General features: G+C 67.3%; 1 pseudogene. It reads right to left on the bottom strand.

Features of this window, described 5'->3' with window-relative positions:
* Positions 1-510: pseudogene (locus tag G3N94_RS42000) on the bottom strand (ammonium transporter); the annotation flags it as partial.

Here is a 510-nt window from a genome sequence, read left to right as displayed (position 1 = left end):
ACACGATGCCGAGCACCGACGGCTTGCCCTTCGCGACCCATTCGGCAAACATCCAGCCGAGCGCCGCGCAGGCCGTCGCCACTTGCGTCGTCAGCATCGCGAAACCGGCACGGCCGTCGGCGGCCACCGCCGAGCCCGCGTTGAAGCCGAACCAGCCGACCCACAGCATCGAGCCGCCGATCATCGTCAGCACCAGGTTGTGCGGCGCCATCGATTCGCGGCCGTAGCCGACGCGCTTGCCGAGCACGAGGCACGACATCAGGCCCGCGATACCGGCGTTGATGTGCACGACGGTGCCGCCCGCGAAGTCGAGCACGCCGTCGGCCGACAGCCAGCCGGTCGGCTCCCAGACCATGTGCGCGACCGGCACGTAGACGATCAGCGACCAGAGCGTCATGAACACGAGCATCGCCGAGAACTTCATCCGGTCCGCGAACGCGCCGCAGATCAGTGCCGGCGTGATGATCGCGAACGTCATCTGGTAGCAGAAGTAGACCGTCTCGGGAATCG

Origin of the sequence: Burkholderia sp. Ac-20353, assembly GCF_017104785.1 — a bacterium.
Lineage (GTDB): Bacteria > Pseudomonadota > Gammaproteobacteria > Burkholderiales > Burkholderiaceae > Burkholderia.
The sequence above is the reverse complement of the archived record's forward strand: the minus strand, read 5'-3'. Positions and strand labels throughout refer to the sequence as shown.